This window comes from Rheinheimera sp. F8 (assembly GCF_001518915.1).
In genome coordinates this window covers 1310730-1337079 of sequence record NZ_CP013656.1, presented here as the reverse complement: position 1 = coordinate 1337079, position 26350 = coordinate 1310730, and the positions used below count along the sequence as shown (strand labels likewise).

The window sequence follows — 26350 nt, the reverse complement described above, 5'->3', positions numbered from 1 at the left end:
ACCATCAGCCAGAAACTGGCCGATAAGATACCACGAACTCAAGGACGAGTAATCATGACCATCAAGCAATGGCCGACGGCCGAACAACCGCGGGAAAAACTATTAAGTTACGGCGCCGGCGCTTTATCCGACGGCGAATTACTGGCCATTTTCCTCGGCCACGGCTGCGCTGGCCTCGATGCGGTGGCGATGTCGCGGCAGCTATTAAACGACTTCGGTGGTGTGCGGGCGTTTTTCGCTGCGCCACGCGGCCAGTTCTGCCGGCACAAAGGGCTTGGCGTGCATCGGTATGTGAAAACCCAGGCGGTGCTGGAGCTGTGTAAGCGCTGTTTATATCAGCATATGCAGCGCGATACGGTGTTCTCTGACCCCGGCATGGTGAAACATTATTTGCAATACAGCATTGGCCTTGAAACGCGGGAAGTCTTTATGACTTTGTATTTAGACAGCCAACACCGGCTGATCAAAGCCGAACCGTTATTTTATGGCACGATAGATGCCTCGCCGGTCTATCCGCGTATTGTAGTTCAGGCTGCTTTAGCGCATAATGCCGCCGCCGTTATTTTGGCTCACAATCATCCATCCGGAGTTGCTGAGCCGAGTCGCGCTGACAGAGCGATAACGGAGCGCCTGACCCAAGCTATGGCTTTGGTCGACATTAAGTTATTGGATCACTTTGTGGTCGGCGACGCCGAGGTCATATCCTTTGCCGAACGCGGCTGGCTTTAAGATCTGAAAGGATCAGCACGATCTATGCGTAAAGTTCAGGCATTATTGCTTGAGTTTTTTTAGCTGATCGTGTATAAATTGCGCCCTTTCAGAAATCCGGGGCATTCTTCTTGGCCAGAAGGATGACGATAGCTCGAGCTGAAGTAATTTTGGAGATTTATTGACATGTCTAGAGTATGCCAAATCACTGGCAAAGGTCCGATGGTAGGTAACCGTCGTTCACACGCCAACAACGCAACTAAGCGCCGTTTCCTGCCAAACCTGCAAACTCACCGTTTCTGGGTTGACAGTGAAAACCGTTTCGTCACGCTGCGCCTGACAACTAAGGCTATGCGTATCATCGATAAAAATGGTATCGATGCCGTTTTAGCTGACCTGCGTAAGCAAGGTCAAAAGGTTTAAGGAATTAGCAAATGCGCGATAAGATCCGTTTAGTTTCTTCTGCTGGTACTGGCTTCTTCTATACAACTGATAAGAACAAGCGCACCATGCCAGAAAAAATGGAAATCAAAAAATTCGATCCTAAAGTGCGCAAGCACGTGATTTTCAAAGAAGCGAAAATCAAGTAATCGGATTTATTTCCAAAAGCAAAACCCGGCCTTGTGTCGGGTTTTGTTTTTTTAGCCTGTGGTAAATCCGCAGCCGTTTGAAATACCTCTCTCTGAAACGATCGCAACACTCGAAGCCAGAGATCAGACAAATTGGCGACTGCAACTCTATCCGGTACACTGCCAGCATCTTCAGGTCATCAACGAATGCTATGCTGAGATTATCCCGTCAATCCTGGAACAATCTGATTATCTTCGGTGTGCTGGCACTGTTTTTCCTGTTTTACATAGCGCCCAGCCATCTGGCTTTTATGTTAAACCGCGACCAGACCATCAGCATCGTTGCGCCGGGTCAAAAACTGCTGCAAGTGCAGTTCCCGCGCGCGACGCTCAAGCAAGCCGGGCCGGCCTGGCGCTTCGAACCGCAACTGGAGCTGCCAGCAGCAGAAACGATTTTGCAGTATTGGCAAGATTTTCAGTTACCTGCCGCAAAAGAGGATGGCCCACAAATTCTGGCGCATGTGTGCCGCGTCTTGCTTTATCAAAGTGGTGAGGCGCAACCGATGCTGTGGCTCATTGCGGTTGACCAACAGCAATGGTATCTGCAGCATCAGCAAGTGTTATTCCCGATCGATCAGGCTACCGCTGACAAGCTGTGCCCGCCTTCTTTACGTTAAACCGGAGTTGTTATGCCTGAATTGCCAGAAGTCGAAGTCTCTCGGTTAGGCATCACGCCACACCTGTCGAACAGAACCATTCGTCGTATTGATGTGCGCCAGCCAATGTTACGCTGGCCGGTGCCGGCAGAAGTGATGAATGTGACGAATGCGCCGGTGCTAAACGTCAGCCGCCGTGCCAAATATTTGCTTATTGAAGTGCCTGGCGGCAGTATTATTTTGCACCTCGGTATGTCCGGCAATCTGAAGATCCTCAGCGCCGATACGCCCACCGGTAAGCATGACCATGTCGATATTGTGCTGGATAACCAGACCTTATTACGTCTGAACGATACCCGTCGTTTTGGTGCTGTGCTGTGGCAAGCAACCGGCACTGATCATCCGTTGTTAACCACTTTAGGGCCAGAACCACTGACGCCTGCGTTTCACGCGGAGCAGTTGTTCTCGCATTGCCAAAAACGCAGTAGCGCCATCAAACTGGTGCTGATGGATAATCATGTCGTGGTTGGCGTGGGGAATATTTACGCCAATGAATCCCTGTTTAAAGCCGGCATCTTGCCGACCAAACCGGCTAATCAACTGACTTTGGCGCAATGCGCAGTGTTGGTCGAAGTGGTGAAACAGATCCTGGCGCAGGCCATCACGCAAGGTGGCACCACGTTAAAAGACTTTAGTCAGGCCGACGGCAAACCGGGTTATTTTAAGCAGGAACTACTGGTGTATGGACGTGGCGGCGCAGCCTGTATCAGCTGCAACAGTCTGCTTGAGGAGATCCGTTTAGGCCAGCGCAGCACGGTGTTCTGCCGGCATTGTCAGGCCTAGCGGGTCGGCATTAAAACGGCTTTTTCGCGATCAGACGCCAGCGCCAGCCGGATAATTCCGGATTGTCGCTGACTGGTTTTGCCAAATCGATACTGATCACACTGCCGCGGCTGGAGTGGCTGGGTAACAGGCGGATGCCGATGCCATAACCGGCCAGATTCTGATCATCGTCCGGGCCTGCCGGTCGCTGCGGATTATCCCAGGCCCGCCCGGCATCAATAAAACCTGCCAATGCCACATCCAGCAACTGATACACATGCCAGTGCGTGATATAGCGGTACTCCAGCGACGCTATCGCGGCTTTATCGCCGGTTTGATAATAAAGCGGGAAGGCGCGCATGCCTTCGTCACCGCCGATGGTCATACGCTGGTCGCGAAACAGGTTTTTACCCACCGACCATTGCAGCTGAGCGATTAGTACTTGTTGTGCCGACAAATGCCGGACATAACGCAACTCGCTTTGAAACAACTGCTGCTCCTGCAACTGGTTACGGTGTAACTGTGAATAGCTGATTTGGCCGACTAACCAGCTGATATCATTGATCTCAAAGTTCTTTTGCACTTTGGCCTGCCAATGCCAGCCGCCTTGGTCTGCGCCCAGGCTTTCCAGCAAGCGACCTAGCCGCAGGGATGCCTGCCAGCCAAAATTGACATCCTCGACCCGGTTCCACAAAAAGAAGTTGGTGAGCTCGCGATAATCCGATTGTAAAAACTCCCAGCTGAGCCAGACCTGAGATAAATCGCGGTTCTCCGGCGGCGGCTGCGTACTGTCGTTGTTCAAATCAAATTTGCGTTCGTCCAGCGTCACACCGGTATTCAGGTGCTGCACACTGTCGCTGTCCCGCCAGAAACTCCAGCCGCTGCTTAATTCGATTAACTGTTGGTTACTTTTGTATTCGTTGTAGACATCTCCGCGGGCATATTCACTGATATCTTTGATTTCTTTGAAAATATCCAGATTGTAGGCGCGCTCGGAAGACAGCCGGTAAAAGGGTTTTGCCAGATTTAGCCGGTAACTTTCACCGTCTGAAGTATCGGCATATTGCATAGTCGTTTGCCAGTGACTGCCACTGATATTGGGGCTATGAAACTGCAGCTTGTAACCATCGCGCTCACTGTCGGTGAAGTATTCAATTTGTGCCTGATTGCCGGTGCCCCACAGGTTATCTTCGGCCAGGCCCAGATTGGCTTTGGTCGCGCCACCGGTGTGGCCGAGAGAAATTCGCGGCAATAGTGACCAGTTGTCCCAGGTTTGTACTGTGACCTGCACGGTCTGGCTGGCCGGACAATAGGCGTAGATAGTGATTTCGGCATGGCGCAAATATCGTCTGGCGCGCAACAGGCGTTCGGTTTCAGCCAGTACGGCTTGGTCCAACCGGTCGCCTTCCTGAAACAACAGGTCTTCACGCAGTGCGGACTCGCTGGTGATCACATGATACTCATTGGCAAAGCGGTGAAACCAGACGCTGTGTTTGTTGTTCAGATCAAAAATGTCGTTACGGGCAAACAGGACTTTAGCGATACGCCAATGTTGTGCCGCAGTGGGCAGGGTTTCAGTTGCAGAGAGTGTGGTGCAGTCCTCTGCAGCCATTGTTTTGCCGCTGAGCGTCAGCAATACAGCCATGCTCAGTAAGATCGGCAGGGATCGGATCCGTCGCATCACAGCTTCCTTGGTTCCGGAACGATGCGGCTCAGTTAATGCGCTTTGACACAGAAATGCAAGAGGGAAGATAAAATTGTGAGAAATAACAAGGAGATCAGCTCTGCCAAATGGCAGAGCTGAGCAGGCGACTTACATTTTGCCGTCTTTTTTCTTCAGTGATTTTAATAATGCGACCTGGCTCGGTGACAGCTTGATCACGCTGCCCGGATAAGCACGACCGGCGGGATAATCCCATTCACGTGGCCGTGATTCTTCAACGATTTTTTTGAAGCTGGCGCAAACTGAATTGGTTGGTTTAGCGCCAAGTTTTTTGGCGTAGGCTTTCAGATATTCGTCTGAGGCGCCTTCATTGGATAACAGGCAATAGCCTTCGGTAGAGTAAACAACTTCTTCTGATTCCTCAGCAAAAGCGATGTTGCTGGTCAGAGCCCCGGCTGCCAACAGGATGATAAGACTTTTTTTCATAGTTTTCCTCTTGTTATAACTGCACGTCAAAAATGACGTTCTGATTAACCCTAGCTGCTGAAAAATATTTTGCCAGCTTGTACCCAGATGAATTTTTCTGATTTCTTGCGACTGTACAGAAAAGCCGCTAAACTGCCGGCCAAACCAAGGGGTGCGAAAGCTGAGATGCCGCAAGGCAAACCCTTAGAACCTGATCCGGGTCATACCGGCGGAGGGATGGTGTGAAAACTTCCAGCTGCGCGCGCATGATCCCGGTCCCAACCGGAGTAAGTTGATGTTACGTGCATTCTCGCCTTTATCTGTCGGTCATTTTTCGTCTGTAACTCTTCAGCGTCCGCCGTTTTTACCGGCGTTATCTGCTATTGCCTTGCTTGTGTCCGGCGCAATACATGCTGAAGAGCAGGCTGTCACTGTGCAGGATGTCGAACGTATTGAGGTGCGTGGGGATTTTCGCCAGACCAATCTGCAAAAACTGCCGGGTAGTGTCGTCGTACTGGGCGAAACCGACATCAAACGCCAATCTGCGCAGCATCTTGATGATTTACTTGCCAATATCGCAAACTTGAACGCGTCCGCCGGCGCGTCGCGCAGTCGTTTTTTACAAATGCGTGGCGTGGGTGAGCGCAGTGAGTTTGTCGATAACATCAATCCATCGGTGGGCTTGCTGGTCGACGGCATCGACTACTCAGCCCTAGGACTGTTGTCGCTGGCCGACACCGCACAGCTCGAAGTATTCCGTGGCCCGGAAGCGACTCGTTTTGGCGCCAATGCACTGGCAGGTATGCTGAACCTGCAAACAGCTGACCCGATGTTTGCCAGCGAAGGTCGCGTACAACTGACCGCTGCGAATTACGACAGCTGGCAGGCCAGCATGACTTTAAATCAGGCGCTGACAGAACAATTTGCTGTGCGACTGGTGGCTGATCAGCAAAAATCTGATGGCTTTATCCGTAACGATTTTCTGCAACGCGAAGACACCAACGGCATCGATGAAACCACGTTCCGCTTGAAAACGCGCTACCAACCGAATCAGGATTTAACACTCGACTGGTTGTGGAACCATCACAACATCGACAATGGCTACGATGCTTTTTCGCTTGATCGTAATCGTACAACCTTGTCAGACCAACCCGGTCAGGATAAACAAGATGTCGATGCCAGCGCGCTGAAATTGCAGTACCAAGGTTTTGCCAGCGTAGATAGCCTGACACAGCTTAGCCTGTTAAAAGCCGACACTGATTATGGTTACGACGAAGATTGGGGTTATGTCGGGTTGCACCCGGATGAATATTCATCGACTGACCAATATTTACGCGATCGCGATTTTCTGAGTCTTGAACAACGGTTCATCAGTAAAAATCAACAAGGTCACAACTGGGTGGCCGGTCTGTATGCCAGCCAGCAAACGATTGATTTAACGCGCTTATATACCTGGCTTGAACAGAATTTTATCAGTGATTTCGAACGGCAGAATCTGGCTGTTTATGCAGAGAATGAACAGCAATTAGCATCAGACCTGACGCTGACTTATGGTGGCCGTTTGGAGCAATATCAGGATGAATATACCGACAATAACGGTATCCGTACTGAAGGTGATGACCAGATGTGGGGCGGCAAACTCAGCCTTGCCTATCAAGTCAGCCCGCTGAGTCAGATTTATGGCTTAGTCTCCAAAGGGTATAAGGTAGGTGGGGTGAATGGGGAAGCCCTGGCTGAAACCCTGAACCCCAAACTGACCGGGTTAAAGGATTTCTTACTCAGCAAAGCCACTTTCGCGCCGGAGCAGCTGATTAACGCTGAATTTGGCGTGAAAGGTCAAAATGCTGACCACACGCTGGTCAGCCGGGTCTCGGCGTTTTACATGTGGCGGGACGATATGCAGCTCAAAGCCTGGATTAATCAAGGTACGAAGTTTGTCGGTTATATCGATAATGCATTTAGTGGCCGCAATTATGGTCTGGAAACCGAAAACCGCTGGCAGCTGACCCCTGCGTTGGTGGCGCATTTCAGTGGTGCTGTGCTGAAGTCGGAGATCCGCGGTTTTGTCACCAAAGGTGGCCTCGATATGAGTGGTCGCGCTCAAGCGCAGGCGCCTGAGTATCAATTCAGTGTCGGCGCCGATTGGTCGCCGCTGGAAGCACTGCAAATTTCGGCGCAGTATGCACACAAAGATGGCTATTACTACTCAGATTCTGAAAACATCCGTGCTTCGCACAGTAATTTGCTGAATCTCCGGGCAAGCTATCAGTGGTCTCAGTGGGAATTGGCACTGTGGAGCCGCAATCTGCTGGATGAAACCTACGGTGTGCGTGGTTTTTATTTCGGTAACGACCCGCGTGATGGTTATACCGACCATTTATATGAGCAATTTGGCGAACCACGCCGGATCGGTCTGACCGCGACTTATCAGTTCTGAATCAATTAAAAGGACATCGTGATGCAACTTTCGATCGAAATCAGTAAATATCCGCTGACCAGCGATTACATCGAGCCTATTAAAGGTTTTATCGAAGAACTGAATAAAGAAGCCGGCCTGCACGTGCTGACCAATACCATGAGCACACAGATTTTTGGTGAATACGATACGGTGATGGCGGCGCTGCAACGCTGTATTCGCTGGTCGTTTGAACGTTATGGCAAAGTGGTGTTTGTCGTGAAGTTCCTGCACGGTGACCTGCGGCCATGATGGAACTGTGGCAGCAGTTGCTGAATCAATGGCAGCTACAGACAGCGCTGGAGCTGATTGCGACAGTGCTGGCGCTATCGTACACAGTGCTGGCGATCCGCCATAGCCTGTGGTGTTGGCCGGCAGCATTGGCCAGTACCGTGCTGACGTTGCAAATCATGCTGAGCGCGAATCTCTACACCGATGCACTGCTGCAGCTGTATTACGCCGGAATGGCGCTGTATGGCTGGTGGAACTGGCAGCAACTGCGCAATCAGAGCGGTCAGGCGCAGCAGGTGGTGGAGTGGCGTGGTTCGCAGCATCTGCTGCTCATCAGTCTGACGGCGGCTGCCGGTTTGTGTCTGGGCTTTGTGATGCAGCAATTCACCAGTACCGATTTTGCCTGGCTTGGTGCGCAAATCAGTTGTTTTGCCGTGGTGACAACCTACCTGGTCGCGAAGAAAGTCGTCTCCAATTGGTTGTACTGGATTGTCATTGATGCGGCTTCTATTTATATGTATCTGCAAAAAGATCTGTATTTTTTCAGTGCGCTTTTTGTTATTTATACGCTGACCGCAGCTTCGGGATATTTCGCATGGCGCAGCAACTACCGGCAACAGCAACTGAACAACGCATCTGGCATCTGTGTCAGCGGCTAGAGTTTTTTGCTAATCATGTGCCGCTGGCATTGCAAAAGCTGGCGGCCAGTAGCACCAATGACAATTATTATGTGCATACCCAGCGTGGTCATTATCTGGTGCGGCACTATAAACCTGGCGTGGCCGGCGTGTGCCGGCAACAGGAACTGCGCTGTCAGCATGCCGCAGCTGCCGTTGGCGTCGCGCCAGCGCCGTTGTGCCTGAACAACCACCAACGCATTCTGATCAGTGATTTTCTGACTCACAGCCGGCATTTTGACTGGGAGCTACACCATACGCATTTATTGCAGCTGGTGGAAAAACTGGTGCGGCTGCACAAGCTGAAAGTGCAGACGCCGGTGTTAGACCCCTTTATCTATCTGCAACAACTGCGCGACAAAGTGTTTAACGATGCCTGGAGTGCGGGTGATGAGCAGGACTGGCAACGACTTCGCACTGCAGCCAGCGCATTCAGCTTATTACCGGGTGACCAGGTGTTGTGTCATATGGATTTGCACAGCGGCAATATTTTGTTGCAGCACCAGCAGTTATGGCTGATTGATTATGAGTATTGCCAGCAAGCCGACAGTGCCTTTGATTTGGCAGCGTTATGTTTGAATCTGCAGCTGAATGCGAAGGAGCAGGAACAATTGCTGAGTCTATATCTGCAATTCCGCCCCCAAGCGCGGCAAGATTTAGCCGAGCGGTTGCAGTTAGCGTCATTGTTATATAGTGGGTTTTGCTGGTTGTGGTACAAATCGCTGGAAGGTGGTGCAGATAAAGCAAAACTGGCGCAACTTACATTACGCCAGTTCCCTTGTCAGCATTCAGATGCCGCCAAGACGCTCAGCTAACACCTTGTAACGCTTCACGTCTTCTTCTTCAAACATCGGTTTGCCTGCAGCATCCTTGTCGGCCGGTACTAATAAATTTTCCCGTGCCAGTCGTTCGACCCGGATATCCTGAATTGATAAAAAAGCCGCTACTTCGGCTACAGTCATTAAAGCCATGATGGTTTCCTGCGTGATGTATCTCAGTAATATAAGCGCAGATATTCTGGTTTGTGAATACTGATTGCCGGAACAGGCGAAATTTAAAACGATTAAGTCGGGAAATAATCCTTAGTTACACTTTATAAGGCGGCCAACGCTGTCGTTTGAGCGCATTCCAGTGGGCAGCCTTGTGTCAAATATGTTAAACAAGCAAAGTTGTAAATGTATGAGCATGAAGCAAAAAAATAACAGGAAGCGAAAATGGCAAATCGACCTCTCTCTCAATGGACCGCACTATTGGGCGCCGGCGCAATGTTAATCAGCGGCATCAGCCAGGCTGGTCAACCAGTGCAGGCTCCCGTGGCGGAACAAATCCCTTATACCGTAAAATCAGCCAACGGCGACCGCGTGGATCCGTATTACTGGATGCGCGATGACAAACGACAAGACCCGAAAGTGTTGGCGCATCTGCAGGCTGAAAACGCCTATTACCAACAATATGCCGATAAGTATCAGGATCTGACCAATAAACTGACTGACGAAATTATTGGCCGCATCAAGCAGGACGACAGTTCAGTGCCGGCGAAAAAAGGCGATTACAGCTTTTATACCCGTTATGAAACCGGCCAGCAGTATCCGGTGTATTTGCGGAAAGTGCTGAAAACCGGCGAAGAACAGGTGCTGCTGGACGTCAACAAAATGGCCGCCGGCAAAGATTTTTATCAGGTCGGTAATTATGCCGTCAGTCCGGATAATAATCTGGTTGCCTATGCCGAAGACACGAATGGCCGCCGCCAATACACGGTGCGGGTTCGCGACCTCAGAACCGGCAAAGATTTACCGGATGTTCTGACCGGCGTAGAAGCGTCGCTGGCGTGGTCATCCGACAGCAAGCATCTGTTTTATATTGAAAAAGACAAACAAACTTTATTAGGCAATAAAATCCGCCGCCATCAGCTCGGTGAAGCGGTGGCCAAAGACGTGCTGATGTATGAAGAAAAAGATACCAGCTTCTACACCGGTATCGGTAACAGCAGTGATGACCAGTTTGTTGTGTTGTGGCTGGGTAGTACGGTGTCCTCAGAGATCCGCGTACTTCCGGCCAACCAGCCAACAGGCGAGTTTAAGGCCATTGCACCGCGCCAGCGCGACTTCAAATACGAAGCGGACCATTTGGGCAAACGCTGGATCATCAGCACTGACTGGAATGCACCGAATAACCGCATCATGGCCGTGTCTGACGATCAAATCGGCGACCGCGCACGCTGGACTGAATTACTGGCGCATGACAAGAACGTGTTTATCGAATCTTTTCAGTTGTTTAACGACTATCTGGCAATTAACGAACGCAGTGAAGGTTTAAACCGCATCCGTGTGTTGCCGTGGCAAAACCCGGCGAAAGCCAGCTATATCAGTTCGGATGAACCTGTGTATGTCGCAGCAACCGATGTGAATCTGGAACAAAACACCGAATGGTTGCGCTACAGCTATACCTCGCTGACCACGCCGAATTCCGTTTATGAAGTGAATTTACGCAGTGGCGAAAAACGTCTGCTGAAGCAACAGGAAGTGTTAGGTGGTTTTGACCGCGCCAACTATCAGACCGAACGGGTCTGGGCTGAAGCCCGCGACGGTACCAAAGTGCCGGTCAGTTTGTTATACCGCAAAGGCTTTAACAAGGATGGTTCAGCGCCACTGTATCAGTACGCTTATGGCTCTTACGGCTCTTCATCTGCGCCAAGCTTCCGCGCCAGCGTGTTGTCATTAGTCGACCGTGGTTTTGTTTATGCCATTGCTCATATCCGTGGTGGCCAGGAAATGGGGCGTCACTGGTATGAAGACGGCAAATTACTGAAGAAAATCAATACCTTCACTGATTACATTGATGTCACCGACTATCTGGTCAAACAGCAGTATGCCGCGAAAGACAAAGTCTTTGGCATGGGCGGTAGCGCTGGTGGTCTGTTGATGGGGGCTGTTGCCAATATGGCGCCGGAGAAATACCGCGCTTTAGTGGCCAACGTGCCTTTTGTTGATGTGGTCACGACGATGCTGGATGAATCAATCCCACTGACCACCAACGAGTTTGATGAATGGGGCAACCCAAAACAAAAAGCCTATTACGACTATATGCTGTCCTATTCGCCTTATGACCAGGTGAAGAAGCAGGCTTACCCGGCACTGCTGGTGACAACAGGTCTGCACGATTCACAAGTGCAGTATTTTGAACCGGCCAAGTGGGTGGCGAAGCTCAGAACTGAAAAAACTGACGCGCAACCGTTATTATTCCGCACCAATATGGAAGCGGGTCACGGTGGTAAATCCGGTCGTTTCTCGCGGATGAAAGAAGTGGCGCAGGAATATGCCTTTATTCTGTCGCTACTGGATAAGAAATCCTGATATATCAGCAATATAAGATGTATAAAACAAAGCCCGGCGTGTTTGCCGGGCTTTTTTTTGCGATGGACTATATAACAACGCACAGATGTTGGTCGGCGACAAGGCTGGTAAACCGGTCGCAAATTTCAGGTTGTATTCACAATTGTCATGGAGCTGCCATAGACATATTTGCTTTAACTCAGGTATAAGAATCTGACGTCGTTGATGTTTTTCGGGACTGGACCGTAATTTACCCTTTGGCAGGGCAGGCGAATCATCTCAGTTACGCTACATTAAACGTTGACGAAACTGCCGTTGAAGATCAAATCAGATAATAACAAGTGAGATCCGCTATGAAACCATCTGGCACTGCGCTGGCGTTGTACACCAATTTTCTCGGGCAATCGCCCAACTGGTTCAAACTAACCATAATTGCCTTTCTGTTTTTGAATCCATTGGTATTTATTCAGAACCCTTATGTCGCCGGCTGGTTGTTGGTGCTGGAATTTATTTTTACGCTGGCGATGGCATTAAAGTGTTACCCATTATTACCCGGTGGCTTGTTAGCAATTCAGGCGATCGCAATGGGCATGACCAGTACTGAAAAAGTCATGCATGAAGTCTCCGTCAATATTGAAGTAATCCTGCTGCTGGTGTTCATGGTTGCCGGCATTAACTTCGTCAAAGATCTGCTGTTGTTTGTGTTTACCAAGTTGTTGTTGCGGGTGAAATCCAAAACCGGCATTTCGCTGGCGTTTTGTGTCATGGCGGCATTTTTATCGGCCTTCCTCGATGCGCTGACTGTGGTGGCCGTGGTGATTAGCGTAGCGGTAGGCTTTTACGCGATTTATCACAAAATATCGTCAGGCAAGACTTTTCTGGATAGTCACGATCACAATGCTGATGGTGAGGTCCGTGAGTTGTCGCGTACCGATTTGGAGAATTTCCGTGGTTTCCTGCGTAACCTGCTGATGCATGCCGGTGTCGGTACTGCCTTGGGCGGCGTAGCGACTATGGTGGGTGAGCCGCAAAACCTGATCATCGCAGAAGCGGTTGAGTGGGGTTTTGCTGAGTTTGCGCTGCGGATGTGTGCGGTCAGTGTACCGGTTCTCATTGCAGGTTTGTTGACCACTGCGCTGGTAGAGAAGCTAAAGTGGTTTGATTTTGGTTACAAAATGCCGGATGCGGTGCGCACAGTGCTGGTTGACTATGATGCACACCAAAGCGCAAAACTGACCGCTTCGGATATCTCCAAGCTTTGGGTACAAGGAGTTATTTCCGTATTGTTGATCCTGTGTCTGAGCCTGCATATTGCGTCGGTTGGCCTGATTGGTCTGATGGTGATTATCCTCGCAACCACTTTTTGTGGTGTCACCGACGAACATGCCATCGGCAATGCATTTAAAGAAGCGCTACCTTTTACCGCCCTGTTGGTGGTGTTTTTTGCCGTAGTCGCGGTAATTATTGACCAGCATCTGTTTACCCCAATCATTACCTGGGTACTGACGTTTGACGGGCAGTTGCAACTGGCAGTGTTGTTTATGGCAAACGGTGTGTTATCAATGGTCAGTGACAATGTCTTTGTTGGCACTGTTTACATCAACGAAGTAAAAGCTGCGTGGGAAGCGGGCCGGATCAGCCGTGAGCAGTTTGAAATGTTGGCTATTGCGATTAATGCGGGTACAAACCTGCCAAGTGTGGCGACGCCAAACGGCCAGGCAGCGTTCCTGTTCCTGTTGACCAGCGCGTTAGCACCGCTCATCCGGCTGTCTTATATGCGGATGGTGTGGATGGCAGTGCCTTATACCATTGTTCTGACGATTGTAGGGTTAGCGGCTACGGTGTTTGTGTTACCGGAAGTGACCCATTATTTCTACAGCGTAGGTTGGATCCATCACTATGTGCCGGGTGCGGCGCATTAATTCAGCGTTTGGATTTGGGCATTCATCGGCCGGAATGCCCTGTTGAGCGATTGGGGGCTTGTTTTCGCCCCCAGCCACCCAGACAAATCAGGATAACTTTTAATCTGTTGTGTGAGCCTGTACCGGGTTTTGACTGCGCATTGCACACACAACCCTGCTAAAGAGGCTATGACATGGTGTCGTTACTCCCCTGGATTTTGTCAGCGCCTCTGATCAGTATTTTACTGCTGCTGTGTGTCCGGCAGCTCAGCCGAAATCAACAAACCGCTGTTGCATTAGCAACGCCATTACTGGGCTTGCTGCTGTTAGCACCGTTGATGCCATCAGTCTTACAGGGCGAGGTGCTGCAACAACAATGGCAATGGTTGCCATTATTGGGGCTGCAATGGACGTTGCGCTTAGACGCACTGGCGCTGCTGTTTGTCCTGCTGATCTTCGGCATTGGCCTGTTGGTGATTTTCTATGCCCGCTATTACCTGAGCCCAAAAGACCCGATGGGCCGGTTTTATGCGTGCCTGCTGCTGTTTATGCAGGCGATGCTTGGCATCGTATTGTCGGGCAACGTTCTGCAACTCTGGCTGTTCTGGGAACTGACCAGTATCAGCTCATTTCTACTCATTAGTTACTGGTCGCATCGGTCTGATGCGCGCAAAGGCGCCCGCCTGGCGCTCACAGTGACGGCCGCCGGTGGTCTGGCGTTGCTGGTCGGCCTGGTGTTGCTCGGGCAGGTTGCTGGCAGTTATCAGCTTGATGTTATCCTCAGTAAAGGATCGGAGATTGTTGCTCATGCCCAATATCCGCTGATCCTGACCTTGGTACTGCTGGGCGCTTTTACCAAATCCGCCCAATTTCCGTTTCATTTCTGGTTACCCAATGCAATGGCGGCGCCAACGCCTGTCAGCGCTTATCTGCATTCGGCGACTATGGTCAAAGCCGGGATTTTCCTGTTGATCCGCTTATATCCGGCACTGGCAGGAACCGATTTGTGGTTCAGTCTGGTGAGTCTCGCGGGATTGCTGACACTGCTGACTGGCGCCTATTTCGCTTTATTTCAGCACGATATCAAAGGCCTGTTGGCTTACTCGACCATTTCGCATCTGGGGCTGATTACCTTGTTACTGGGGTTGGATACTGACCTCGCGACAGTCGCCGCCATTTTTCATATCATCAACCATGCCGTGTTTAAAGCGTCGTTGTTTATGGCTGCCGGTATTATCGACCACGAAACCGGTTCGCGTGATATGCGTAAGATCAATGGTTTATGGCATTTTATGCCAGTAACTGCCAGTCTGGCGATGGTGGCAGCTGCATCAATGGCGGGCGTGCCGCTACTCAATGGTTTTTTATCAAAAGAGATGTTTTTCAGTCAGACCTTGCATCAGAGTGTGCTGGGGTCACTCAGCTGGTTATTGCCGTTGCTGGCGACGGTCGCGGCGATGTTTTCAGTGGCCTATTCCGCCCGCTTTATCCACGACGTATTTTTTAACGGCAAGCCAATAGGTCTCGACAAAACCCCACACGAGCCGCCGCGGTATATGCGGGTGCCGATGGAGATTCTGGTGGCGCTGTGTATTGGCGTCGGTTTATTTCCACAGTGGCTGGTGGGCGATATTTTGCTGGCAGCCTCAACAGCTGCATTGCAGCAAGCGCCGCCGGCTTATAGCCTGGCGTTATGGCATGGGCTGAATCTGCCGCTATTGATGAGTGCAGTGGCGTTTTTTGCCGGCATTGTGCTGTATATCAACCGTAAACAGTTGTTTTTGTTTCAGGCCGGTTTCCAGTCGACATTGGCAATCTATCGCTTTGAAGCGCTGGTACAACGTCTGGTGCACACTTGTCGCCGGATCAGTCAATGGGCCGAGCCCGGTCGTCTGCAGTGGTACATTGCGATCATCCTGTGGGCGATGGTCTTGCTGGCGGGTTATCCGCTGTTGCAACTGACCGATTTACAGGGACCGCGGCCGACGCTGGCTCCGGACCTGCTGACTGCCGCGTTATTACTGGTGATGGTACTGGCTGCTGTTGCAACGGTGCTATGGCAACGACAACGGCTGCTGGCACTGATCATGGTGTCGGTGGTCGGGCTGATGCTGAGTTTGTTGTTTATCCGCTTTTCCGCGCCGGATCTGGCGTTAACCCAGCTGGCCGTGGAGGTTGCGACTGCGGTGTTGCTGATGCTGGCGCTGTATTTTTTACCGCACCGCAGCCAGAAACAAAGCGCACATTCGACCTTATTGCGTGATCTGGTACTGGCTGGCGCTTGTGCCATTGTGATCGGCAGCCTGGCGTATCTGATGCTGACACAACAGGTGGATTCGGTGTCGGCTTATTTTCTGGCCAATGCCAAAAGCGGTGGTGGCGGTACCAATGTGGTTAATGTGATCCTGGTCGATTTCCGTGGTTTTGATACCTTTGGTGAGATCACAGTGCTGGGGATTGCAGCGCTTGGAATTTACAAGTTGCTGACCGGCATTCCCCGGTTTAAACCCAGTGCTGACGCTGATGGCCGTAACTGGGCACTGGATGCGCATCCGTTGTTATTGCGGGTGGTATCTCAGGGCTTATTACCGCTGGCGCTGCTGGTGTCGGTATACATCTTTTTCCGCGGCCACAACCTGCCTGGTGGCGGCTTTGTGGCGGGTCTTGTCACGGCCGTTGCGCTGATATTGCAATACATTGCCCACGGTGTGGATTGGGTCAAACCACGGTTAAACCTGCGGTTTTCCGCGCTGATCGCGAGCGGCATTTTAATTGCGGGACTGACTGGTGCTTTCAGCTGGCTATTTGGTAAGCCGTTTTTAACTTCCTGGTTTGATTATTTCCAACTGCCATTGCTGGGGCAAATTGAGCTGGCCAGTGCGATGGCATTTGATTTAGGGGTTTACCTGACAGTGGTGGGTTCCACGCTGTTGATCCTGGCAAATCTGGGCAAGCTGACAACCAGATATAAACCGGAACATAAGGAGCAAACCTGATGGAATTATTACTGGCGGTGGCCATCGGCCTGCTAACCGGCTGTGGTGTGTTATTACTGCTGCGGGGGCGTACCTTTGCCGTAATGCTGGGCCTGACCATGCTGTCATATGCAGTGAATCTGTTTATTTTTGTCAGTGGTGGGCTGACTACTGGCGCCGGCGCTGTGCTGGGGGCTTCTGCTCGCTACGCTGATCCGCTGCCGCAGGCACTGGTGCTGACCGCAATCGTGATTGGTTTTGCCATGACCGCATTCCTGGTCGTGTTGGCGATCCGTTCGCGGGCCGAGCTTGGGCACGACGAATTGGATAACCAGCGCGCGCCGAAGCGGGGGATGCCCTGATGTCGCATATAGTCATTCTGCCGATTTTATTGCCGGCTTTGTTTGCGGTTTTATTGTTGCTGCAACCGCTGACGGGGGCTGCACAACTGCGACGTAGTTTTAGTGTCGTGGCAATGCTACTGACGTTGTTCGTCAGCTCGATGCTGTTGTGGCAGCAGACGAATGTGCCGGCACAGCATTATTTACTGGGTAACTGGGCGCAGCCGTTTGGCATTTTGCTGGTGGCGGACCAACTGTCGGTGCTGTTTGTCTGGCTGACGTCGCTGTTAGCGCTGGCGGTGACGCTTTACAGTTGCGGTGGCGATGATGAAAAAGGGGCGTATTTCCATACGTTATTGCATTTCTTGTTGATGGGGCTCAATGGAGCTTTCCTGACCGGCGATTTGTTTAATCTGTTTGTATTTTTTGAAGTGCTGCTGATTTCGTCCTACGGCTTGTTAGTGCATGGCGGTGGCAAAAAACGCATCCAGGCGGCGCTGCATTATGTGGTGCTGAATCTGGTCGGTTCGGCGCTGTTTTTACTGGCGCTGGCGCTGCTTTACGCAATGCTCGGGTCTTTGCATATGGCCGACATGGCGCAGCGCATCAGTATGCTGGAGCCGTCGCAGGCGTTGGCAGTGAAAGCGGCGGCGGCACTGTTGCTGATCGTGTTTGGTTTAAAAGCTGCGTTGTTGCCGTTTCATTTCTGGTTACCAGCGGCTTACAGTCAGGCCAATGCCAGTGTGGCGGCGATTTTTGCGGTGATGACTAAAGTCGGTATTTATAGCCTGCTGCGGGTGTTTGGTCTGTTGTTTGGCGCAACAGCCGGTACGCTAAGTGGTTATGGCGATACATTGCTGTGGTGGGGCGGCATGCTGACGATGCTGCTGGCCACGGCGATGGTGCTGGCTGCGGTGGATTTAAAAGGCATGGCGGCGGCGCTGGTATTGTTATCAGCCGGCACCTTACTGACTGCGCTGGGCAGTGGCGTGGCTGAAGTCAAAGCTGCTGCCTTGTTGTATGCCGTTCATTCCAGCTGGATTGGTGCGGTCTGGTTTTTATTGGCCGACCAGATAGGCCAGCAACGCGGTAGTGTCGGCGATCGCCTGGTGCCAGGCCCCAGGCTGGTCCAGGCGCAACTGTATGGTTGGTTGTTTGCACTGAGCGCACTGGTAGTGATTGGCATGCCACCTTTTTCTGGTTTTGTCGCCAAGTTGTGGCTGCTCCAGGGCATGACCAGTCACTCGTCGGGGATGTTGCTGATAGCGGTGCTGTTACTGAGTAGTCTGGCGGTTCTGATTGCATTGAGCCGGGCCGGCAGTATGCTGTTCTGGCGGGCCAACTCAGCGGCGCAGGATTTAAATCCGGCCAGCCGGCTGCCGGTGAGCGCAGTGGCTCTATTATTGTTATCTGGCCTGTCGTTGGTGCTGTGTGGCAACTGGTGGACCCAATTTTGCCTTGATGCCATTGCGCAGCTGCAGGCTGGCGCGGGAGTACACTGATGAAACAGACATTATTTGCCACGCCGTTGCGCAGCGCGTCGTTGCTTTTGGTCTGGTGCGCGCTGCACAACAGTTTCGCACCGCTGATTGTGTTGACGGGCGTTTTGTTGGCACTGCTGATCCCATGGATCAGTCGTGGTTTTCGTGAAACCCAGCCGGCAGTGCGCCGTTATGGCTTGTTGCTGCGGTATCTGCTGATAGTGTTATGGGACATTATCGTTGCTAATTTGCAGGTGATCAAAATCGTACTCGGGCCAAACAGTGCAATGCGGCCAGGTTTTGTCTTACTGCCACTGGACTTGACTGAGCCGTTGCCGCTGACAATTCTGGCTGGCACGATTTGCCTGACTCCCGGCACTGTCAGCGCCGAGCTACTGCCGCGTAATGCAGACAAGCCACAGTTTTTGTTATTACACGTGTTAGATCTACAGGATGAAGCGCGTTTGATCGCGGAGCTGAAACAGCGCTATGAAATGCCGCTGAAGGAGATTTTTGCATGTTCAGTCTGATCCTGATTGGCGTGATGAGTGTGATCGTGTTTGCGCTGCTGCTAAATGGCTTGTCGTTATTGCGGGGGCCGGATCTGGCTGACCGTTTGCTGGCACTGGATACCATGTACATCAACAGTATCGCGTTGTTGCTGGTGTACGGAGTTTACGTATCGACCCAGCTGTATTTCGAAGCAGCGCTGCTGATTGCGATGCTGGGGTTTGTCAGTACAGTTGCGATCTGCAAGTTTATGCTGCGCGGCGATATTATCGAGTAGGAGGCGGGATGAGCATACTGGAGTGGGTGATCAGTGTTTTTTTACTTTTAGGCGCAGTGTTTGTGTTGCTGGGGTCGGTGGCGCTGCTGAAGTTACCAGATTTTTATACCCGGCTACACGGTCCAACCAAAGCCACAACGCTCGGGCTCGGTAGCCTTGTTCTCGCGTCGCTGTTGTATTTTAATCTGCAGCAGCAGACGCTGAGCCTGCAACAACTGCTAATTGCGTTATTTTTGTTTATTTCAGCGCCTGTGACCGCGCATATGCTGATTAAAGTGGCGTTACATCATCAGCTGAAAGCCTGTGACAACGCGCAGGGACAGGACAGAATACCGAAAGACTGAATCCGTAAGGCTGGAATTTAGCTCGGTGAAGGTATCAGTTTTCGTCGAAACCGGCGCGGATCAATGTGGTTACCGCGACCAGTGCCGCTTCAGCCTGTTCACCGCTGGTAACCACATCAACATTTTTGCCCTTGCTGCTCGCCAGCATTAATAACGCCAGCACACTGCTGGCATCGGCGCTGCGGCCATCCTGCTGCAGTTCGATTTTGGCATCAAACTGCATACACAGCTGTGCCAATTTAGTGGCGGCACGGGCATGAAGGCCCAATTGATTGACGATGGTCACAGTGTCTTTAAAACTATTTGCCATGGTGACGAACTAACTCCCGGTGGCGGATTTGTACATCCTCGCGTAAAGCGCGGAAGCTTTCTGCCAAAGACTCAACAATATAAACCGAACGATGTTGTCCACCGGTACAACCGATGGCAATCGTCAGGTAACTGCGGTTATTGCGTTCGAGGTGTGGCAACCAGGTGCTGATAAAGCTGTTGATTTGCCAGGTATATTTAGCGACCACTGGCTGGGCTTCCAGATAATCTTTTACCGGCTGGTCTAAACCGGTCAGTATTTTCAGTTCCGGTTCCCAGTGCGGGTTAGGCAGGAAGCGGGCGTCAAATACAAAATCTGCGTCTTTTGGGATGCCGTATTTAAAGCCAAATGATTCAAATAACATCACCAGACGACCGGTTTTTTGCCCGAGGATCCGTTCGCGTAACTGCTCGGTCAGCTGATGCACGTTCAGTTCGGTGGTGTCGATATACAGGTCAGCGCGACTGGAGATGGGGTCAAGCAGCTGCTGCTCGCGCTGAATCGCTTCATCCAGTGACATCGCCTGATGCGACAACGGGTGTAACCGGCGCGTTTCACTGAAGCGCTTGATCAGACTGGTGTGGTCGGCGTCCAGATACAAGATGGTCAGTTCAACTTTACGTGGCAGGTAAGACAGGATCTCGGTGAGTTCCTCTGGTTCCTGCGGTAAGTTGCGCACATCAATACTGACGGCGACCCGTTCATATTGTCCCATCACCGCATTGGCGAGTGTGGGCAACAAATTGACCGGAATATTGTCAACGCAGTAGTAACCCAAATCTTCCATCACCCGTAACGCGACGGATTTCCCTGAGCCTGACCTGCCGCTGACAACCAATAGTTTCATTTGGGGGTGCCTGTGTCAGCATGGCTGAGCAGCAACTGATACAGAGCCTGATCAGTGCCGGCATGACGGATTTTTCGCGTCAGATCCTTTTGACTAAGCAGACGGGCGATGCCGGCTAACGTCGTCAGATGCGTCTGGCACTGATTTTCCGGAATGAGGATGGCGCAGAAGATATCCACAGCCTGGTTATCAATTGCATCGAACTGGATGGCATCCTGACTGACGACAAACACCAGTACAGGAGTCGTCACGCCTTTGAGCTTGCCATGTGGAATGGCAATGCCACCACCGATGCCGGTAGAGCCAAGCTTTTCCCGCGCCATCAGCGCTTCGAATACAGTGGACTCTGGCAATTCCGGCATATGCTGGTGTGCAAGCTCCGCGATGTACTCAAGGATGCGTTTTTTACTATTAAAAAGGACCGCACTTTTTGTGCAGTCCTCCGACAACATTGAGCTTAGGTTCATAAATCCAGAGTTCAGTGACGAGAAATTTTCTCTTTGTGTTTGATGACCTGACGATCCAGTTTATCGATCAACAGGTCAATCGCGGCGTACATGTTATCATCTTCACACTGCGCAAACACCTCTCCGCCGTTTAAATGCAGTTTGGCTTCGGCGATTTGTTTTAACTTCTCGACATTGAGCACGACATGCACATTGTTGATATGGTCAAAATGTCTCTCAAGCTTGGCAAATTTGCTGTCTACATATTCTCTCAGTGCTGCAGTAATTTCTACATGACGACCAGTTAGATTAATTTGCATAGACATTTCCTTCTTAGGTGAGCACTTACTTAGAGCAAGCTCTTACGTTGATTAGACGGCGGAATATAAAGAGATTCCCGATACTTGGCGATGGTACGCCGCGCGACGTTTATCCCCTGTTCCGACAGGATCTCGGCCATTCTGCTATCACTGAGCGGTTTGGCCGGATTTTCCGCCGCCACCAATTTCTTAATAAAGGCACGGATCGCGGTTGACGAACATTCGCCGCCGCTCTCTGTACTGACGTGACTGGAAAAGAAGAACTTAAGTTCAAAAATTCCGCGCGGGGTATGCATATATTTCTGGGTGGTGACCCGGGAAATCGTTGATTCGTGCATGCCGACCATCTCTGCCACATCATTCAGCACCATCGGCTTCATGGCTTCTTCGCCGTGTTCAAAAAACGCCTGTTGTTGCTGAACGATACAGTTGGCCACTTTTAATAACGTTTCGTTGCGACTCTCCAGACTCTTCAGGAACCACTTGGCTTCCTGCAGATGCGAGCGGATAAACTGGCTGTCTGATGAATTGCGTACTTGTCGCGACATCGCCGCGTATTGTTCATTAATTCGGATCTTCGGAAAGGCATCGGGATTCAGTTCGACCATCCAGCGGCCTTTAACTTTCTTCACCGACACGTCCGGCACCGTATACTGCTGTTCCTGCCGGATCACATCCGCGCCAGGGCGGGGATTCAGGCTGTGGATGAGTCGCATTACTTCACGCAGATCATCTTCTTTCAGTTTAGACACGCGCATCAGAGAACGGAAATCACGATTGGCTAAATATTCGCTGTGATGCTTAATTATTTCGCAGGTTTCTTTCAGGAACGGTGTATGCGGGTCAAACTGGCGCAACTGAATCAATAAACATTCCTGGATCGTGCGGGCACCCACACCAACCGGGTCAAAAAGCTGGATCCGTTTCAACACGGCTTCCACTTCGTCCGCTTCGATGTCATCAAGGCCCAGCGATTCGAGCACGTCCTCACAGCTGATAGTCAGCAGGCCGTTTTCGTCGATGGCTTCGATAATAATTTCGGCAATGGCACGGTCCGTTTCGCTAAACGGCGTCAGCTGCATTTGCCAGCGCAGATAATCCTGTAAGGTTTCCGTGGTTTCGCCCTGGAACACGGTATCTTCGTCAGGTGAGCCTGTACCGGAAACCGGGGCTGCACTGACCAGGTCGTCCCAGTTGCTGTCGAGGGGCAAATCTTCTTTGATGTTCTGTTCGGTCATCGACTCGCTGCTGTCCGGTACTTCTGGTTCAGCATATTCATCAGCGCTGTTATGTTCAGGTGCAGGGTCAGTATTCTGCAATTCATTGCCGCTGGGGGCTTCGGAAAAACTAAATTCATCTTCGGCTTCAAGCAGGGGGTTGGCATCCAGTGCTTCCTGGATTTCCTGTTGCAATTCAATGGTCGACAGCTGAAGCAGCTTGATGGCTTGCTGCAGCTGAGGCGTCATTGTTAGTTGCTGTCCAAGCCGAAGTTGTAAAGATGGCTTCATGTACTTCTTGTCACTCCTGACGACCAGCTGGGGACTGGTTTTTTGCTAACTATAGCCTGAATTGATCACCGAGGTATACATCTCTGACTTGCTGGTTGGCCAATACCTCAGCCGGTGTACCAGAGGCGATCAGCTCCCCATGACTGACGATATAGGCGATCTCACAAACATCAAGGGTCTCGCGGACATTATGGTCGGTAATTAACACACCGATGCCACGATTACGCAGGTGCTGAATGATTTTTTTGATGTCGAGCACTGAGATTGGGTCTACACCGGCAAAGGGCTCATCCAGCAGAATGAATGCCGGATTGGCCGCCAATGCCCGGGCGATTTCGACGCGACGCCGTTCGCCACCGGACAGACTCATGCCCAGACTGTTGCGGATATGGGTGATATTAAATTCATCCAACAGTTCGTCGGCAGTTTGTTCGCGCTGATCTTCGGTCAGATCTTTGCGGATTTGTAAGATTGCCATCAGGTTCTCAAACACCGTTAATTTACGGAAAATCGAGCTTTCCTGCGGCAGATAACCAATCCCCTGCCGGGCGCGGGCATGGATCGGATCAAAAGTGATGTCATTACCGCCCAAAGTGATTTGGCCTTTGTCAGACGGCACCAGGCCTACAATCATATAAAATGTGGTGGTCTTGCCGGCGCCATTTGGACCTAATAATCCAACAATCTGGCCGGCACCTACTTCCAGACTGACGTCTTTGACTACCTGGCGGCCTTTGTAACTCTTCGCCAGGTGCGCAGCAACAAGCTTTTTCACCCTATTTTCCTTCAGAGGTAAAGATAGTTGTGACCCGTTCTTTGCCTTTTTCACCTTCGGCACTGAGTTGTTGTTTCAACAGGTCATATTCAATTTTGGCGCTTCGTACCAGGCTGCCACTCTGGGTGATTTCCGCTTTACCGGTCAGGGTCAGCACCCGGGTCGCCATGGCATAACGAATTTCTTCGGCGCTGGCCTGGATCGGTTTGTCACCATCCAGCACTTGTGAGTACACCGCAGGTTGCCCAACAGCGATGAATACTTCTTTACCTTCTCCGGCGGAGCGATCGACTGTCAGCTTTTCCGCTTTAATCAATAAAGTGCCTTGTTTGACGATGACATTGCCGGAGTAAACCAGCATTTGCTGTTTCAGGCTGGCTTCGTTGCGGTCCGCGTTGACTTCAATAGGTTCGCTGAAGTCGGTTGTTTTTGCTGTAGCGGTTATACTGATTAGCAGCAGGCACAAACAACCCAGCTTATTGATTTTCATGTTGATATACCGTCCCCTGATGCTTGAACAGGCGCAATTTTTGCGCGGCTAAATCAGCTTGCAGACCCTGACCATGGATTTGAAAACTCTGGCCCAGTACCAGTACCGGATGGTCGGTTTGCAGCATTTGCGTATCGAGCAGCATTTCCAGCTGTTCGGTCTGAATTTGTTTAAACATTTCGTCAGAATGCAGGTTATCCACCTGGACATTCTGCTCCAGAATGACCTTATTATCCTGATAAAACACGCCCTGGGCACTGCTGATTTGCCAACGCGGCTGCCGATCTTCATACAGCGTGTAGGCCGGTTGTTCAAACTGGATCTGACCCAGCTGTTCAAAATGTGCCATCTGCGCGGCTTTGACCTGACCGGACAAATTGCCGTCTTTATCAAAACTGCGCCGGGTTAGCTGGTAGGCAACAAAATCCGGTACCAGTTCACGTTCGACTGGTTTTTGCTTTGGTTCATCAGCCGCTTCAATCCAGCTGTATAACACTGTGGCGCCGGTGAGTACCAGAAATAACCAGAACAATTGCCTGATCATGTGCTGCTTCCTGAAAAATTACCAAACTTGTGCTGAGAGAGTAATAACAGGTCACAAAGTTCGCGTACAGCGCCAAAACCACCCGGCAAGCTGGTCGTCAGAGTCGCCCGCTGGCGCAACAATGGATGCGCATCAGCGACGGCAACAGACAGACCCACATGTTGCATCACGGCCCAGTCAGATAAGTCATCACCTATGTATGCGATGTGTTGATCGGCCAGCATCATCTGCTGTTTTAATTGCTGATATGCCGGCATTTTATCTTCCTGGCCCTGAAAAATATGCTGTACCGTCAAAGCCTGCATACGTTTTTCGACGATCAATGAACGTCGTCCGGTAATAATAGCCACTTCAATGCCGGCCTGGCGCAGTGCTTTGACGCCGTAACCATCGCGTGTATGAAACGCTTTCAGTTCTTCGCCGTCGTTACCCAGATAAATACGGCCGTCGGAAAAAACTCCGTCAATGTCGCAAATTAACAGTTTGATCTGGCTTGCTTTTTCTTCTGCTTCGGCGCTTAAAGGCTGATAAAGTTCTCGATAACCCAATGTCATTCAGAGCACTCCTGCGCGCAATAAATCGTGCATGTTCAGTGCGCCGACCGGCACTTTGTTGGCATCGACGACCATCAGGGCATTAATTTTCTTTTGCTCCATAATTTTCAGCGCCTCAGCGGCCAGCAGCTCTGACCGGATTGTGACACAGTTCCGCGTCATCACGCTGACAATCAGCGTCTGATGAATGTCAATGCGCTGGTCAAGGATCCGCCGCAGGTCACCATCGGTAAAAATGCCGGCTAGTTGACCTTGCGCATTTAATACCCCAGTCATGCCGAGGCCTTTACGGGAAATTTCCAGCAGTGCGGCTGAAATGGTCGCTTGCTCGTCAACCAGTGGAATTTGATTGCCATCGTGCATCACATCACTGATGCGCAGTAACAGACGCCGGCCGAGACTGCCGCCCGGATGGGACAAGGCAAAATCATCAGCGGAAAAGCCCCGGGCTTCCAGTAAAGCAACGGCGATAGCATCACCCAATGCCAGCGCTGCGGTGGTGCTGGCAGTTGGGGCCAGACCAAGCGGGCAGGCTTCCTGTTCGACGCGGGCACACAAATGTATATCCGCCAGCTTTGCCAGTGTGGAGTCCGGGTTACCAGTCATCGCGACAATCGCAATACCCTGGCGTTTGAGTACCGGCAGTAACTTCAGAATTTCTTCGGTTTCACCGGAATTAGATAAGGCCAGCACCACATCGGCTTGGGTGATCATGCCGAGGTCACCGTGACTGGCTTCGCCCGGATGGACAAAAAAGGCCGGTGTACCTGTTGATGCCAGCGTGGCGGCAATTTTATTGCCAATATGGCCGGATTTGCCCATACCACTGACAATGACCCTGCCGCGCGTATTGAAGAATAAATGGCAGGCATCATTAAAGCTTTGATCTATATATATTTTAAGGCCAATGATTGCCTTAGCTTCGATATCCAGCACCCGCGTGGCGGTCTCGCAAAAATTCGTGCTCACCCCAATCCTCCAGCCCATTCGTGCCTGACACCACAGCTCTATTAAGCTGATATTCAGTTAACGCCGGCAAAATGCGAATTATAAGCAAATGCAATCAGCCAAAAGCTGAAAGCAGGCGTTGATAACGCAGCATTTTCCAGTTTCTGTCCGGTAATTGCAAAAAAACCTGAACCGATGGCC

General features: G+C 51.2%; 30 protein-coding genes and 1 riboswitch. Of the genes, 17 read left to right on the top strand and 13 right to left on the bottom strand.

The features are described 5' to 3' along the window. The first annotated feature begins 54 nt into the window (after positions 1–54). The 5 genes from radC to mutM all read left to right on the top strand — a co-directional run bounded on the left by radC (position 55) and on the right by mutM (position 2776). On the top strand, positions 55–729 hold the full coding sequence (radC, locus tag ATY27_RS06145; protein WP_208932863.1) for a DNA repair protein RadC: 675 nt from the start codon (positions 55–57) through the stop codon (positions 727–729). A gap of 165 nt (positions 730–894) precedes the next feature. Beyond that, positions 895–1131 carry a 50S ribosomal protein L28 gene (rpmB, locus tag ATY27_RS06140; RefSeq protein ID WP_208932862.1) on the top strand — a complete coding sequence of 79 codons (237 nt, stop codon included), beginning with the start codon at positions 895–897 and terminating at the stop codon, positions 1129–1131. 11 nt (positions 1132–1142) lie between these two features. After that, positions 1143–1298: a 50S ribosomal protein L33 gene (rpmG, locus tag ATY27_RS06135; protein ID WP_031566726.1), complete on the top strand. Its 156-nt coding sequence runs from the start codon at positions 1143–1145 to the stop codon at positions 1296–1298. A gap of 191 nt (positions 1299–1489) precedes the next feature. Continuing rightward, positions 1490–1954: a hypothetical protein gene (locus ATY27_RS06130; RefSeq protein ID WP_208932861.1), complete on the top strand. Its 465-nt coding sequence runs from the start codon at positions 1490–1492 to the stop codon at positions 1952–1954. 12 nt (positions 1955–1966) lie between these two features. After that, positions 1967–2776 carry a bifunctional DNA-formamidopyrimidine glycosylase/DNA-(apurinic or apyrimidinic site) lyase gene (gene mutM / locus ATY27_RS06125; protein WP_208932860.1) on the top strand — a complete coding sequence of 270 codons (810 nt, stop codon included), beginning with the start codon at positions 1967–1969 and terminating at the stop codon, positions 2774–2776. A 10-nt stretch (positions 2777–2786) separates the two neighbouring features. On the opposite strand, the gene ATY27_RS06120 is transcribed toward mutM, so the two are convergent. Beyond that, entirely contained in the window at positions 2787–4436 is a 1650-nt protein-coding gene (locus tag ATY27_RS06120; RefSeq protein WP_208932859.1) for a BamA/TamA family outer membrane protein, read from the bottom strand. Positions 4437–4568: 132 nt separating this feature from the next. Next, a complete protein-coding gene (locus tag ATY27_RS06115) occupies positions 4569–4904 on the bottom strand; it encodes a hypothetical protein (protein WP_208932858.1) in 336 nt (111 codons plus the stop codon). Positions 4905–5041: 137 nt separating this feature from the next. Further along, a riboswitch (TPP riboswitch) is annotated at positions 5042–5138 on the top strand. A gap of 40 nt (positions 5139–5178) precedes the next feature. On the opposite strand from ATY27_RS06115, the gene ATY27_RS06110 reads away from it, so the two are divergent. The 4 genes from ATY27_RS06110 to ATY27_RS06095 are packed head-to-tail and all read left to right on the top strand — an operon-like array spanning position 5179 to position 9061. Beyond that, positions 5179–7320 (top strand): TonB-dependent receptor, encoded by a 2142-nt coding sequence (locus ATY27_RS06110; RefSeq protein ID WP_208932857.1) that lies wholly within the window; start codon positions 5179–5181, stop codon positions 7318–7320. A gap of 21 nt (positions 7321–7341) precedes the next feature. Further along, positions 7342–7590, top strand: a complete 249-nt coding sequence (locus ATY27_RS06105; protein WP_208932856.1) for a YkoF family thiamine/hydroxymethylpyrimidine-binding protein — start codon at positions 7342–7344, stop codon at positions 7588–7590. Further along, positions 7587–8228 carry a nicotinamide riboside transporter PnuC gene (gene pnuC, locus ATY27_RS06100; RefSeq protein ID WP_208932855.1) on the top strand — a complete coding sequence of 214 codons (642 nt, stop codon included), beginning with the start codon at positions 7587–7589 and terminating at the stop codon, positions 8226–8228. Before ATY27_RS06105 ends, pnuC begins: the two co-directional genes overlap by 4 nt. Beyond that, positions 8165–9061: a phosphotransferase gene (locus ATY27_RS06095; protein WP_208932854.1), complete on the top strand. Its 897-nt coding sequence runs from the start codon at positions 8165–8167 to the stop codon at positions 9059–9061. Before pnuC ends, ATY27_RS06095 begins: the two co-directional genes overlap by 64 nt. Here the strand turns inward: ATY27_RS06095 and ATY27_RS06090 are convergent. After that, positions 9035–9217 carry a helix-turn-helix domain-containing protein gene (locus ATY27_RS06090; protein WP_208932853.1) on the bottom strand — a complete coding sequence of 61 codons (183 nt, stop codon included), beginning with the start codon at positions 9215–9217 and terminating at the stop codon, positions 9035–9037. The genes ATY27_RS06095 and ATY27_RS06090 overlap by 27 nt on opposite strands. Before the next feature lie 243 nt (positions 9218–9460). On the opposite strand from ATY27_RS06090, the gene ATY27_RS06085 reads away from it, so the two are divergent. From ATY27_RS06085 to ATY27_RS06050, 8 genes are all read left to right on the top strand, one after another. After that, complete coding sequence (locus ATY27_RS06085) at positions 9461–11599, top strand: S9 family peptidase (RefSeq protein WP_244151409.1); 2139 nt, start codon at positions 9461–9463, stop codon at positions 11597–11599. A 332-nt stretch (positions 11600–11931) separates the two neighbouring features. Continuing rightward, the gene (gene nhaB, locus ATY27_RS06080; RefSeq protein WP_208932852.1) at positions 11932–13500 is read left to right on the top strand and encodes a sodium/proton antiporter NhaB; all 1569 of its coding nucleotides are present in this window, start codon (positions 11932–11934) and stop codon (positions 13498–13500) included. A 173-nt stretch (positions 13501–13673) separates the two neighbouring features. Then, positions 13674–16475, top strand: coding sequence for a monovalent cation/H+ antiporter subunit A (locus ATY27_RS06075; protein WP_208932851.1), 2802 nt, complete (start codon positions 13674–13676; stop codon positions 16473–16475). Continuing rightward, entirely contained in the window at positions 16475–16816 is a 342-nt protein-coding gene (locus ATY27_RS06070; RefSeq protein WP_208932850.1) for a Na+/H+ antiporter subunit C, read from the top strand. The genes ATY27_RS06075 and ATY27_RS06070 overlap by 1 nt, the downstream gene beginning before the upstream one ends. Next, positions 16816–18297 (top strand): monovalent cation/H+ antiporter subunit D, encoded by a 1482-nt coding sequence (locus tag ATY27_RS06065; protein ID WP_208932849.1) that lies wholly within the window; start codon positions 16816–16818, stop codon positions 18295–18297. The genes ATY27_RS06070 and ATY27_RS06065 overlap by 1 nt, the downstream gene beginning before the upstream one ends. After that, positions 18297–18806: a Na+/H+ antiporter subunit E gene (locus ATY27_RS06060; RefSeq protein ID WP_208932848.1), complete on the top strand. Its 510-nt coding sequence runs from the start codon at positions 18297–18299 to the stop codon at positions 18804–18806. Before ATY27_RS06065 ends, ATY27_RS06060 begins: the two co-directional genes overlap by 1 nt. Then, positions 18794–19063 carry a K+/H+ antiporter subunit F gene (locus tag ATY27_RS06055; RefSeq protein ID WP_208932847.1) on the top strand — a complete coding sequence of 90 codons (270 nt, stop codon included), beginning with the start codon at positions 18794–18796 and terminating at the stop codon, positions 19061–19063. The genes ATY27_RS06060 and ATY27_RS06055 overlap by 13 nt, the downstream gene beginning before the upstream one ends. Before the next feature lie 8 nt (positions 19064–19071). Next, positions 19072–19407, top strand: a complete 336-nt coding sequence (locus ATY27_RS06050; RefSeq protein WP_208932846.1) for a Na+/H+ antiporter subunit G — start codon at positions 19072–19074, stop codon at positions 19405–19407. Positions 19408–19441: 34 nt separating this feature from the next. Here the strand turns inward: ATY27_RS06050 and ATY27_RS06045 are convergent, their stop codons facing one another. Genes ATY27_RS06045 through ATY27_RS06000 form a run of 10 tightly spaced genes read right to left on the bottom strand, consistent with a single transcriptional unit; the run spans position 19442 to position 26170 of the window. Continuing rightward, positions 19442–19717 (bottom strand): HPr family phosphocarrier protein, encoded by a 276-nt coding sequence (locus ATY27_RS06045; RefSeq protein WP_208932845.1) that lies wholly within the window; start codon positions 19715–19717, stop codon positions 19442–19444. Further along, positions 19707–20564 carry an RNase adapter RapZ gene (rapZ, locus tag ATY27_RS06040; RefSeq protein ID WP_031566769.1) on the bottom strand — a complete coding sequence of 286 codons (858 nt, stop codon included), beginning with the start codon at positions 20562–20564 and terminating at the stop codon, positions 19707–19709. The genes ATY27_RS06045 and rapZ overlap by 11 nt, the downstream gene beginning before the upstream one ends. Continuing rightward, entirely contained in the window at positions 20561–21016 is a 456-nt protein-coding gene (ptsN, locus tag ATY27_RS06035) for a PTS IIA-like nitrogen regulatory protein PtsN (RefSeq protein ID WP_208933440.1), read from the bottom strand. The genes rapZ and ptsN overlap by 4 nt, the downstream gene beginning before the upstream one ends. Before the next feature lie 26 nt (positions 21017–21042). Then, positions 21043–21330 carry a ribosome hibernation promoting factor gene (hpf, locus tag ATY27_RS06030; RefSeq protein WP_031566773.1) on the bottom strand — a complete coding sequence of 96 codons (288 nt, stop codon included), beginning with the start codon at positions 21328–21330 and terminating at the stop codon, positions 21043–21045. 29 nt (positions 21331–21359) lie between these two features. Further along, positions 21360–22838 carry an RNA polymerase factor sigma-54 gene (locus ATY27_RS06025; RefSeq protein ID WP_208932844.1) on the bottom strand — a complete coding sequence of 493 codons (1479 nt, stop codon included), beginning with the start codon at positions 22836–22838 and terminating at the stop codon, positions 21360–21362. Positions 22839–22887: 49 nt separating this feature from the next. Then, complete coding sequence (gene lptB / locus ATY27_RS06020) at positions 22888–23613, bottom strand: LPS export ABC transporter ATP-binding protein (RefSeq protein ID WP_208932843.1); 726 nt, start codon at positions 23611–23613, stop codon at positions 22888–22890. Between the two features lies 1 nt (position 23614). Beyond that, positions 23615–24103 carry a lipopolysaccharide transport periplasmic protein LptA gene (gene lptA / locus ATY27_RS06015; RefSeq protein WP_208932842.1) on the bottom strand — a complete coding sequence of 163 codons (489 nt, stop codon included), beginning with the start codon at positions 24101–24103 and terminating at the stop codon, positions 23615–23617. Next, entirely contained in the window at positions 24090–24647 is a 558-nt protein-coding gene (lptC, locus tag ATY27_RS06010; RefSeq protein WP_208932841.1) for an LPS export ABC transporter periplasmic protein LptC, read from the bottom strand. The genes lptA and lptC overlap by 14 nt, the downstream gene beginning before the upstream one ends. Next, a complete protein-coding gene (kdsC, locus tag ATY27_RS06005) occupies positions 24644–25201 on the bottom strand; it encodes a 3-deoxy-manno-octulosonate-8-phosphatase KdsC (RefSeq protein ID WP_208932840.1) in 558 nt (185 codons plus the stop codon). Before kdsC ends, lptC begins: the two co-directional genes overlap by 4 nt. After that, positions 25202–26170, bottom strand: coding sequence for a KpsF/GutQ family sugar-phosphate isomerase (locus ATY27_RS06000; RefSeq protein WP_244151407.1), 969 nt, complete (start codon positions 26168–26170; stop codon positions 25202–25204). Between the last annotated feature and the right edge of the window lie 180 nt (positions 26171–26350).

Excerpts from the sequence above, each read along its gene's own strand:
- rpmB (WP_208932862.1), top strand. The coding sequence starts at position 895 with ATGTCTAGAGTATGCCAAATCACTGGCAAAGGTCCGATGGTAGGTAAC.
- rapZ (WP_031566769.1), bottom strand. The coding sequence starts at position 20,564 with ATGAAACTATTGGTTGTCAGCGGCAGGTCAGGCTCAGGGAAATCCGTC.
- lptA (WP_208932842.1), bottom strand. The coding sequence starts at position 24,103 with ATGAAAATCAATAAGCTGGGTTGTTTGTGCCTGCTGCTAATCAGTATA.
- mutM (WP_208932860.1), top strand. The coding sequence starts at position 1,967 with ATGCCTGAATTGCCAGAAGTCGAAGTCTCTCGGTTAGGCATCACGCCA.
- pnuC (WP_208932855.1), top strand. The coding sequence starts at position 7,587 with ATGATGGAACTGTGGCAGCAGTTGCTGAATCAATGGCAGCTACAGACA.
- ATY27_RS06060 (WP_208932848.1), top strand. The coding sequence starts at position 18,297 with ATGAAACAGACATTATTTGCCACGCCGTTGCGCAGCGCGTCGTTGCTT.
- rpmG (WP_031566726.1), top strand. The coding sequence starts at position 1,143 with ATGCGCGATAAGATCCGTTTAGTTTCTTCTGCTGGTACTGGCTTCTTC.
- hpf (WP_031566773.1), bottom strand. The coding sequence starts at position 21,330 with ATGCAAATTAATCTAACTGGTCGTCATGTAGAAATTACTGCAGCACTG.
- ATY27_RS06045 (WP_208932845.1), bottom strand. The coding sequence starts at position 19,717 with ATGGCAAATAGTTTTAAAGACACTGTGACCATCGTCAATCAATTGGGC.
- nhaB (WP_208932852.1), top strand. The coding sequence starts at position 11,932 with ATGAAACCATCTGGCACTGCGCTGGCGTTGTACACCAATTTTCTCGGG.
- ptsN (WP_208933440.1), bottom strand. The coding sequence starts at position 21,016 with ATGTTGTCGGAGGACTGCACAAAAAGTGCGGTCCTTTTTAATAGTAAA.
- ATY27_RS06130 (WP_208932861.1), top strand. The coding sequence starts at position 1,490 with ATGCTGAGATTATCCCGTCAATCCTGGAACAATCTGATTATCTTCGGT.
- radC (WP_208932863.1), top strand. The coding sequence starts at position 55 with ATGACCATCAAGCAATGGCCGACGGCCGAACAACCGCGGGAAAAACTA.
- ATY27_RS06055 (WP_208932847.1), top strand. The coding sequence starts at position 18,794 with ATGTTCAGTCTGATCCTGATTGGCGTGATGAGTGTGATCGTGTTTGCG.
- ATY27_RS06065 (WP_208932849.1), top strand. The coding sequence starts at position 16,816 with ATGTCGCATATAGTCATTCTGCCGATTTTATTGCCGGCTTTGTTTGCG.
- ATY27_RS06050 (WP_208932846.1), top strand. The coding sequence starts at position 19,072 with ATGAGCATACTGGAGTGGGTGATCAGTGTTTTTTTACTTTTAGGCGCA.
- ATY27_RS06120 (WP_208932859.1), bottom strand. The coding sequence starts at position 4,436 with ATGCGACGGATCCGATCCCTGCCGATCTTACTGAGCATGGCTGTATTG.
- ATY27_RS06105 (WP_208932856.1), top strand. The coding sequence starts at position 7,342 with ATGCAACTTTCGATCGAAATCAGTAAATATCCGCTGACCAGCGATTAC.
- ATY27_RS06095 (WP_208932854.1), top strand. The coding sequence starts at position 8,165 with ATGGCGCAGCAACTACCGGCAACAGCAACTGAACAACGCATCTGGCAT.
- ATY27_RS06070 (WP_208932850.1), top strand. The coding sequence starts at position 16,475 with ATGGAATTATTACTGGCGGTGGCCATCGGCCTGCTAACCGGCTGTGGT.
- lptC (WP_208932841.1), bottom strand. The coding sequence starts at position 24,647 with ATGATCAGGCAATTGTTCTGGTTATTTCTGGTACTCACCGGCGCCACA.
- ATY27_RS06025 (WP_208932844.1), bottom strand. The coding sequence starts at position 22,838 with ATGAAGCCATCTTTACAACTTCGGCTTGGACAGCAACTAACAATGACG.
- ATY27_RS06075 (WP_208932851.1), top strand. The coding sequence starts at position 13,674 with ATGGTGTCGTTACTCCCCTGGATTTTGTCAGCGCCTCTGATCAGTATT.
- ATY27_RS06110 (WP_208932857.1), top strand. The coding sequence starts at position 5,179 with ATGTTACGTGCATTCTCGCCTTTATCTGTCGGTCATTTTTCGTCTGTA.
- ATY27_RS06085 (WP_244151409.1), top strand. The coding sequence starts at position 9,461 with ATGGCAAATCGACCTCTCTCTCAATGGACCGCACTATTGGGCGCCGGC.
- kdsC (WP_208932840.1), bottom strand. The coding sequence starts at position 25,201 with ATGACATTGGGTTATCGAGAACTTTATCAGCCTTTAAGCGCCGAAGCA.
- ATY27_RS06115 (WP_208932858.1), bottom strand. The coding sequence starts at position 4,904 with ATGAAAAAAAGTCTTATCATCCTGTTGGCAGCCGGGGCTCTGACCAGC.
- ATY27_RS06090 (WP_208932853.1), bottom strand. The coding sequence starts at position 9,217 with ATGGCTTTAATGACTGTAGCCGAAGTAGCGGCTTTTTTATCAATTCAG.